The organism is Endozoicomonas sp. Z74 (genome assembly GCF_057680865.1).
On record NZ_JBLYZI010000159.1, the window covers coordinates 1 to 9046 of the forward strand.

At 49.3% G+C, this 9046-nt stretch carries 6 protein-coding genes and 2 tRNA genes; 6 read left to right on the top strand and 2 right to left on the bottom strand.

Annotated elements, in window-relative coordinates:
* Positions 1-630 precede the first annotated feature (630 nt).
* A tRNA-Pro gene (locus tag ACNRUY_RS25035) sits at positions 631-707 on the top strand.
* A gap of 181 nt (positions 708-888) precedes the next feature.
* A tRNA-Pro gene (locus tag ACNRUY_RS25040) sits at positions 889-965 on the top strand.
* 12 nt (positions 966-977) lie between these two features.
* On the opposite strand, the gene ACNRUY_RS25045 is transcribed toward ACNRUY_RS25040, so the two are convergent.
* Entirely contained in the window at positions 978-1865 is an 888-nt protein-coding gene (locus ACNRUY_RS25045; protein ID WP_488114397.1) for an aldo/keto reductase family protein, read from the bottom strand.
* Positions 1866-2027: 162 nt separating this feature from the next.
* Between ACNRUY_RS25045 and ACNRUY_RS25050 the strand changes: the two genes are divergently transcribed.
* From ACNRUY_RS25050 to fghA, 3 genes are all read left to right on the top strand, one after another.
* Positions 2028-2918: a patatin-like phospholipase family protein gene (locus ACNRUY_RS25050; RefSeq protein ID WP_488114398.1), complete on the top strand. Its 891-nt coding sequence runs from the start codon at positions 2028-2030 to the stop codon at positions 2916-2918.
* 59 nt (positions 2919-2977) lie between these two features.
* Positions 2978-4102, top strand: coding sequence for an S-(hydroxymethyl)glutathione dehydrogenase/class III alcohol dehydrogenase (locus tag ACNRUY_RS25055; protein WP_488114399.1), 1125 nt, complete (start codon positions 2978-2980; stop codon positions 4100-4102).
* A gap of 66 nt (positions 4103-4168) precedes the next feature.
* Complete coding sequence (fghA, locus tag ACNRUY_RS25060) at positions 4169-5014, top strand: S-formylglutathione hydrolase (RefSeq protein WP_488114400.1); 846 nt, start codon at positions 4169-4171, stop codon at positions 5012-5014.
* Between the two features lie 2 nt (positions 5015-5016).
* On the opposite strand, the gene dgt is transcribed toward fghA, so the two are convergent.
* On the bottom strand, positions 5017-6558 hold the full coding sequence (gene dgt, locus ACNRUY_RS25065) for a dGTPase (RefSeq protein ID WP_488114401.1): 1542 nt from the start codon (positions 6556-6558) through the stop codon (positions 5017-5019).
* A 213-nt stretch (positions 6559-6771) separates the two neighbouring features.
* On the opposite strand from dgt, the gene ACNRUY_RS25070 reads away from it, so the two are divergent.
* Positions 6772-8943, top strand: coding sequence for a hypothetical protein (locus tag ACNRUY_RS25070; protein WP_488114402.1), 2172 nt, complete (start codon positions 6772-6774; stop codon positions 8941-8943).
* Positions 8944-9046: the final 103 nt, after the last annotated feature.

The following is a 9046-nucleotide window of genomic DNA, read 5'->3' on the forward strand; positions in this document are numbered from 1 at the left end:
AGAAAGTAATAAACCGAGAAGCTGTTTATCGTAAAGCGAAGGAGCAACACCCAGAACGCTGGGGAAGCCGCAATACCAGAAACTGGCAGTTACCCACTGAAGTATGGCTAAACCCTGAGCGATCAGAAAATCAGCAGCACTATGATTTAGCTGCATAGGTTGAGGCGACATCTTTCTTGAAAATCACCGCTACTGTCAGCACCAGGGCTCACTCACTGGCCTCTCCGTTTTGCGTGATAACCATTGGTTGACGGTTTTCCTGAACCTTATTGATGCCGTAGAGGTGTGCGTTTTCCGGTAGCTGATGGGTTTGATCTGGTCTATTCGCACGGTAACCCCCGTTGTGGCTGTGAGGTTCTTAATCTCAGACCTTGTTATAGCCCCGATTAAGTGGTCGATGGCAAAGAAAGCTTACTCCATCGGCCTGCTGGAGAATGTCTTTTTATCAATAGATGAAGTGGGTAGTCCTGGGCGAAAATAAAACAGTTGAATGATGAAAAACATTCACTTATAGTAGCCTCGCTCTTTTCGGAAGGCAGTTGTAACCGCTTGTTTTTATGGGTTTTCCAAGCCCTTGAAGGCCGGTTTTCCGGGCGTTGGCCCTATGACCTGACGGATTTCAATGAGTAACGGGGTATAGCGCAGTCTGGTAGCGCGCCTGCTTTGGGAGCAGGATGTCGGGAGTTCGAATCTCTCTACCCCGACCAGATCAAAAAGGCCTGTACAGCAACAGGCCTTTTTTGTTCTTTGGCTGAGAGGCTGTATACTCCGTAGGCAATCTTCGGAAAGTACGCTTTGTGAAAACAAGGCTCTCTGCTAAAGTAACGAACGTTCCGGTTCGATAGTGCTATCAAGCAGTAGGCACTGTCTGAGTTGTACGGAACACCTCGGGGTATAGCGCAGTCTGGTAGCGCGCCTGCTTTGGGAGCAGGATGTCGGGAGTTCGAATCTCTCTACCCCGACCAATTTCAAGTCCCTCACTGCTGATTCAGCAAAATCCTCTCAATCGTTTCTACTTCATTGTCGGTCAGTTCCGTTGTATGGCAATTAAGATCCTGCGCCATATGCTCGTCGCTCTGGGTACCGGTCAAAATGATCATATTCATTCTCAAACAGGCCTGAAAGATCACTTGGGCGTCGGTGAGTCCCGTTCTCCGGGCAATGTCCCTGAAGGCTGGAGCCTGAGTGATGGGCTGGTTGGCGGTGAGCAGAGAGAACCCCTGGTAGTGGATGTCATGGCGACGGCAGACCTCCCGAACGTGACTGTCCCAACCCGTGTGTGCATAGCAGCGGTTCTGGACCAGCATGGGCTTGATGGCCACTTGCTGGTTCAGGAACTCCAGTTGATCGGCGGAGACATTGCTTACCCCGAGCAGTTTGATATGTCCGGAGCGATAAAAGCTTTCCATGGTCTGCCATACTTCAAAATCCGGCTCTCCCAGGCCTTCCCGTTGGGAGGGGCCGTGAAGAAGATACGCGTCCAGATAATCGGTCCCAAGATGTTCCAGTGAAGAAGCAAAGGATTGTTCCACCTGCTGGGCGAATGGGGCATTCGGGTCGTAGGGAAGTCGTGCATCCTGGCCTTCTTGATAGGTGAATTTGGTTTGCAGGTAAAGGTCGCTTCGCTGTCGGCCGCTGCTCTGGTAAAAGCGTTTTAACGCCTCGCCTACTCCGGCTTCATAATAGTGTTTACGCTGGTTGGCGGTGTCGATACCGGTAAAGCCGTTATTCAGGGCTTTGAGGGCCAGTTCCCCGGTGGCCTCCTCTTTCCAGGCGGTGCCGTAGATAAAGCGGGGGACTCGGGTGTTATGAAGAAGAAAGTCTTGAAGAATAAAAGCGTCGGAGGTGTTCTGTTCAGTGCTCATCCCTGCTCCTGGCCCGTAAGGGCCTGTATCAGTGTAAAAGGGGTTAAGACAACTTTAGCCCAATGGGATTGCCGTGACATAATGAAGTCTGTTCGGATGAAGGCTGTTCTCATATTCTCATATAGTAAAGACGGTTAAGGCAGGGTGGTTTCAAGGGGCAACATGTTCAAAACGGAACTTTTCGGGTCTGGCTTCAGGCCAAAGCCTTATGGGCTGGGCTTGACGCTGTCCGGGGGCGGGGCCAAGTGCATGGCCCAGATCGGGTTGTTGCAGTACCTCTGTGAGCAGGGGATTGAGCCGGATGTTATCTCCGGGGTCAGTGGTGGGGCCATGGTGGGCGCGCTGTTTGCCAGTGGTCATGAGCCCGGCAAGATTCTTGAGTTTTTTACCAGTACCCGGATGTTCAGCCTTAAAAACTTTTCCTTCACCCGTTTGGGGCTGATCGACTCGGACAAAATATCAAAACAGTTTATTCCCTGGTTCACAGAAGATGCTTTTGAGTCCCTGAATATTCCACTCTATGTGGTCGCCACTGATTTGAACCGGGCGGCCCAGACCGTCTTTTCCAGTGGTCCGCTAATCAGGGCACTGACCGCTTCCTCAGCCTATCCCGGCATGTTCACTCCCGTTGAATGGAATGGCACTGTCTATGCCGATGGCGGCATCATCAACAACTACCCCAGTGATTTGATTCACCACCTTTGCCGCCATCATATTGGTATGTATCTCTCTCCAGTGGTGGCGCAGCCCAGCGACCAGTTTGCCAATACCTTTGATGTACTGGACCGGGTATTCCAGATATACAGCTCTGCCCAACTTCTCTCCAATATTGAGTTGCCCGAGGTGTCCCTGGCTCCGGAAGGTATCGACCAGTTCAGCGCCTTTATGGTCAAGCCAGATAAGCTGAAAACCCTGTTTCAGCTAGGGTATGACACTTCCAGGAACTACTTTGAAAATGAAGAAGAAGGGGGGGGCTGGCTGGAAAAAATGCAGAGTACTCCGGTCCAGAAGTTGTCCTGGCTTCGCTGGCCTACCGGATCCGGTACATCCTGACCACCCGTTTGCAGATTCTTACAACAGGGGACTGTCCAGAGACCCCGGGAGGCAAACCAATGTCCGAACCATTCATTAAATCCAGAGCAGCCATTGCCTGGGGGCCGGGGCAGCCACTGTCGGTTGAAGAGGTGGATGTCATGCCGCCCAGAGCCGGTGAGGTACTGGTACGAATTGTGGCCACGGGGGTTTGTCACACCGACGCATTTACGCTGTCCGGTGAGGACCCCGAAGGCGTATTTCCGGCCATTCTGGGCCATGAAGGTGGCGGTATTGTGGAACAGGTGGGGGAGGGGGTCACCAGTGTTGCGGTGGGTGATCATGTGATTCCTCTGTACACGCCGGAATGCGGTGAGTGCAAGTTCTGCCTGTCCGGTAAAACCAATCTCTGCCAGAAGATCCGCGAGACTCAGGGCAAAGGCCTGATGCCTGATGGTACTACCCGCTTTTATAAAGAAGGCCAGCCGATTTATCACTATATGGGGTGCTCCACGTTTTCGGAGTACACCGTGCTTCCGGAAATATCCCTGGCTAAGGTGAATCCAAAAGCCCCACTGGATGAAGTCTGTCTGCTGGGTTGTGGAGTGACCACGGGGATGGGAGCAGTATTGAAAACGGCCCGGGTTCAGAAAGGGGATACTGTGGCCATTTTTGGTCTGGGGGGCATTGGTCTGTCTGCGGTGATCGGAGCCGTGATGGCCGGGGCCAGCCGGATTATCGGGGTGGATATTAACGAGTCGAAATTTGAGCTGGCCCGAAAGCTGGGGGCAACGGAGTGCATTAATCCACAGTCGTTTGAAAAGCCCATACAGGAGGTGATTGTTGAGATGACCGACGGGGGCGTGGATTTTTCCTTTGAGTGCATCGGTAATGTGAATGTGATGCGCTCTGCCCTGGAGTGTTGCCATAAAGGCTGGGGGGAGTCGGTGATTATCGGGGTGGCCGGTGCCGGACAAGAGATTTCCACCCGGCCTTTTCAGCTGGTGACTGGTCGGGTCTGGCGGGGTACTGCGTTTGGTGGGGTTAAGGGGCGTTCAGAGTTGCCCGGTATGGTGGAACGCTATATGGCCGGGGAGTTCAGGCTGGATGACTTCATCACCCATACCATGGAGCTTGAGAAGATTAATGACGCCTTTGAGCTGATGCACAAGGGTGAAAGTATCCGCAGTGTTGTCCATTATTAGCAGCCTGTACCGGCTTCACTCAGGCAGTCAGGGAGTGAGCCGGTAAGTCCAAAGAGAACCCCTGATATGTCCCTGGAAATGATCAGTAATACCAAAGTATTCGGTGGCTGGCACCGGCAATATACCCATGAATCAGATACTCTGAACTGTGCCATGCAGTTTGCGGTTTACCTGCCTCCCCAGGCTGAGAAGGAACCGGTTCCCGTTCTGTACTGGCTGTCCGGGTTGACCTGTACGGATGAAAATTTTATGCAGAAAGCCGGTGCCCAGCGAGTGGCGGCGGAGCTGGGTATTGCCCTGGTGGCTCCGGATACCAGCCCGCGGGGCGAAGGGGTTCCTGATGATCCGGATGGGTCCTGGGACTTTGGCCTGGGCGCAGGGTTTTACGTCAATGCCACTGAGCCGCCCTGGGACACTCACTACCGTATGTACGACTATGTTGTCACTGAGCTCCCAAAGGTGGTTGAGCAGTATTTTCCGGTGACCGGTCAGCGAAGCATTGCCGGGCATTCCATGGGAGGCCATGGTGCTCTGGTGATTGCCCTCAGAAATCCCGATGCATATTGTTCCGTGTCGGCCTTCAGCCCTATCAGTCATCCCATGGAATGCCCATGGGGGATCAAGGCGTTTACCGGGTATCTGGGTAACAATCAGGAGTGTTGGAAACCCTACGATGCCAGTGAGCTGATGCACTCCAGCGGTGCCAGAGTACCCGCCCTTGTGGACCAGGGAGAGAATGACAGCTTTATGGTGGAGCAGCTCAAACCGGATGCCCTGGAAGCTGCTGCAAATGTCAGTGGTTATCCGTTAACCTTGCGGCTGCAGGAGGGTTATGACCACTCCTACTACTTTATCTCCAGTTTTATTGAGGACCATTTGAGGTTTCATGAACAGTATTTGCTTACATCATGAGTCTATATGGCCGACAGGCTTTGATACTCATTAAGTACAAAGTGGTCGGTCATGCCGCTGATGTAATCCAGGATCAGCCTTGCCCGGTAATACCATTCCAGGTCATTTTTCTCTTCCACGCTCCACTTTTCCGGGGCGGATGCTTCCCATAGAGGCTTCGTATCCTGGCGGTAGCAGGCGATGTACTTGCCGGGCAGCCGGTGGTAAAGCCGCTGTTCCAGAAAGTGTTCGCCGCTGTCATTGACGACGATGTCCGTAAAGTCCTCTCCTGACAGTTCAAGCACTGGGCGGTAGATATCCAGCAGCCCCATCAAAGCGGCATAGCCTCTCAGTTCCGGTGTTTCCTTTTCGCGACTATTGAACACGTGACGTATGGCGACGGTTTTCAGGGTTTTCAGGGCCAGGTGCTGGTCAGAGCCGCCATCAATAAGAGGTTCATCCAGTGTGCCGTCAAATACCTCCTGGTGTTTCTGGAGGTAACGGTTGGCGGCATAGTCCACCAGATCCCTCACCAGCCGGGTGCGTAGCCGGGTAATAAAGGTCTGTGGGTTGTGGTCAATACCAGCCATGGAAGACTGGATAATGTCGAGCAGGTAGGGATTGGAGGAGCCGCTGAACTCCAGCCAGACCTCCTTTAGCCAGTGCTGAAGACCGCGGAGGGAAAGAATGCCTTTGTCGACAGCGTCTTCCAGGTCGGCGATGCAGTAAGAGATATCATCCGCCGCTTCCATGATATAGACCAGGGGGAAGCGGCAACCCTCCTTAATGGCAAGGGCCTGCCACAGTGTGCTGACCACGTCTTTTTCTGAATAATAGAAGCCTGGTTTTTTCTGGCGGTAGCGACAGTTTTCAGGCACCTGATTTTTTGGCTGGAAAGGTGCCCGGGTGTATTTCAGGGTAGAGGCCAGCTGGGACCAGGTCAGGTTCAGTTCCTGCAGACTGTGAATGATCCTCAGCCCCTGGGCGTTGCCTTCAAAGACACAGAGGTCTGGCAATAATACTTCCCTGAACAGCTCCGAGCCCCCGGGCTGGTTGTTCAGGGAGGTTTGATGACAGTGGCTGGCATGCTTCTGCATCCAGCGGCTGAAAGCAGCCTCGCCAAAATGCCCAAAGGGGGGATTGCCCACATCGTGGAGAAGGCAGGACATTTCCACCAGGTTGGTGAAGGCCGTTTCGATCCCTTCCAGGCCCAGGGGCTTCAGCTGTCCGGATTGTTCCAGCCGACCCAGAATGGTTTTGGCCAGGTAGCGGCCGGTCTGCTGTACCTCCAGGGAGTGGGTCAGCCGACTGCGCACTGCGGCATTGGTTTCCAGGGGGTAAACCTGGGTTTTCTGCTGCAGTCGACGCAGGGCGGCGGACTGGATAATCCGGCCCCGGTTGCTTTCGGTCTCTTCGACCAGATCCCGCTTCCCCTGGATACTGGAGGGCCTGGGCCTTTCGGGGGTGATTTTTGTCAAATAGTCCATAGCGTCGGTTGCCGGTGGTATTGCCGTTGATAGAGCGGTAGAAAACTGGGTTTCTGGCCCAGAATATACTGTCGGCATGAATTTCCATAGCGCAATGGTGAGGGTTTAGCCTTTTACGACTTATTGGGCTAGAGCAGGTGCTTGAAAAATAGGGTGGGGAGAGTCATTAAGTTATTCTTTGTATTTTATTGATTAGCCAGCTGTTATCTTTAAGTTATAATTGTTTGTAGCTTTATAAGAAAAAAGAATTAATTGTTTTCTTTATTTTTACACGGATTATAAGGATACAGTATGGATGCCTTGAAACGACTCTTAGGATGCGGTTTATATTTGAAACCTGGGGATAAAGAGCAGCCTTATAAACCCGTAGAACCTAAGATACCCAAAGCGAAAGGTAGTTGTCCTGCGGATGAAAAGGGGGTTAAAGGAAGGAAGGTTGAATACCTCAAAAATAAAGTTAAGAAACTTGTAAGAATGGACAGGCAATATGATCTAATTAAGGATTCTGATGGAGAGGTCAAAGGGATGGCTTATTACTCTCCAGGAGATCAGGCGAAAAATTATAACGGATGTGGTAGATTTCCAGGAGGGGAACAAATTGTATGCCGTCATCTGGTTGATGCATTTCTGAGTGGTGAAACTGGAACGGTTAAAGGGTATGAAAGTATTGATACTGTTGAAAAGATAAATCACCACCCTTTTTTTCAATACAATCGTTATGATGAGCACTATGAGTCAATGCAAGGCCAGATTGGAGGAGTGGAAAAAAATAGTGCTCCTAAAAGAATGGTGGTTTGTGATTTTGGTGGTTTTAAAGATAATCTCGTTAGATTAGCTTCTTCGCTTGAGCTTCATGAAAAAGGTAAGTACTTCCTCTCTACTACATCACACTCTATGGGCTTGATCATAAGGCGTAAAGAAAATGGTTATGTGTTTAAGTTTTATAATCCCAATAAAACTTTATCTCATCAACGATTTTATTTTCCTTCCTTGGAGGCATTGCATGCTTTTGATGAAACCAGGGTTTTTAATGGAAAGCTTGCGAATAAATACTGTGCCCATGGTGAAGCGATCTGTATTTCATCGTATGAAAAGGTTGATGATGTGAAAAGTGCATTTTTGGATGTTCAAGGGGTAATGAATTTTGAAAAGTTAGCGTTCATTACATTATTAGGTCATCCGGAGTGGTTAAAGGATGAGTATTTTGGTGGTTTTGCTTCTTTTCACGATAGCGATAAAGGAAACTTATTAAGTGCGGCTCTATTTAGAGGGTATACAGAAGAGGCAAAAATAATAATCAGAAATATTCTAAAAAGTGAGGAAATGAGTATTTTGGAAAAGGTGAAGCTGCTGGCTCCACATGATTATCCGAAAGATATTGATGTTGAAGTTGCATTTGCTCTTTATGAGGCTGTAGCACATGCTCATAAAGAGATTGTCAGTTATTTTACTTTGATGGTGCTTTCCGAAGATTCATTGAGCATGGATCAAAAAGTTCAGATACTGAATTGCCATGAACAGTCAGAAGATAATGCTTTTCCCACTCCATTAGGAAAAGCTCTGGCGGGAAATGATGCTGAAATGGTTGGTGAATTTGTTGTACGTGTATTGTCAAGCCCCTTGAGCCTAGATCATAAAATGCAGCTTTTACATGGTCATTCTGGAGAAAAGGAGGGCAGGTATACGCCTTTAGTTTTTGGTGCTATCAGAGGGAGTCGAGAAGCTGTGATTCAGTTTTGTAGGGCTGTTTTGGAAGCTGATGAGGAACTGCTTCCTATGGAAAATAAGGTTGAGTTGCTCGAAGGAATGTCTGAGAAGGGAACTTCTGCATTATCTGCGGCTATAGAGGCTCAACAATTTGACTTGGTTCGCCAGTATTTTCTTCTTGTTCTTAATAATGAAAGTTTGACAGAATCACACAAAGCAAGGTTGCTTAAATCCGTTCGCTTTGATGGCGTTTCAATTATGTCCTGGACGATGGCTAAACAGCAAAGTGATATTTTTAACTTTATGCTGTCGGAGATTCTTGCAAGTGATGGTATCGAGTATGAAGACAAAGTGGATATTTTGTTTGGGACAAATAGGTTGCCAGTGTTATTTGTTGGGTTGAGTTCTGATTGTAAAAAAACCGTTGAGCTATTTTTGAGAATGATTTTATCAAGTGAGGTTGTTAGGGCTGAAGATAAAGTTAGGCTTTTGTCATTCCCAAAAAAAGGTATAGATGAGCCTGCATCTTCTTTTTTGAAGGGGGGGAAGGTTGAAGCTGTAAGCTGCCTGATAAAAACAGTTATAGAAACTGACATGCTGGATGATAAAGAGAAAAAAAGAATTTTAGCCACCTACTTCAAGAGTGATAGTGAAGAAAAAATAAAAGCGCAGCTGAAAAAATTGGATCCAGCATTACAAGCTGCATGTGTCTCCTTATTTGAACCCTTTAATTGTAGTAGTTCAGACCTGATCTGACAGTCACCGATTTTTCAGAGGGTGTCTGTCAGGTCAAATTCAGGCTACAAATTTTTCCTTCCAGATCTCTTTGCCATCTATCAGAGTTTCCATTGGCGTTCTT

Bases quoted from the DNA above. Each gene is read 5' to 3' on its own strand.
- dgt (WP_488114401.1), bottom strand. From the start codon at position 6,558: ATGCCGACAGTATATTCTGGGCCAGAAACCCAGTTTTCTACCGCTCTA.
- ACNRUY_RS25045 (WP_488114397.1), bottom strand. From the start codon at position 1,865: ATGAGCACTGAACAGAACACCTCCGACGCTTTTATTCTTCAAGACTTT.
- ACNRUY_RS25050 (WP_488114398.1), top strand. From the start codon at position 2,028: ATGTTCAAAACGGAACTTTTCGGGTCTGGCTTCAGGCCAAAGCCTTAT.
- ACNRUY_RS25070 (WP_488114402.1), top strand. From the start codon at position 6,772: ATGGATGCCTTGAAACGACTCTTAGGATGCGGTTTATATTTGAAACCT.
- ACNRUY_RS25055 (WP_488114399.1), top strand. From the start codon at position 2,978: ATGTCCGAACCATTCATTAAATCCAGAGCAGCCATTGCCTGGGGGCCG.
- fghA (WP_488114400.1), top strand. From the start codon at position 4,169: ATGTCCCTGGAAATGATCAGTAATACCAAAGTATTCGGTGGCTGGCAC.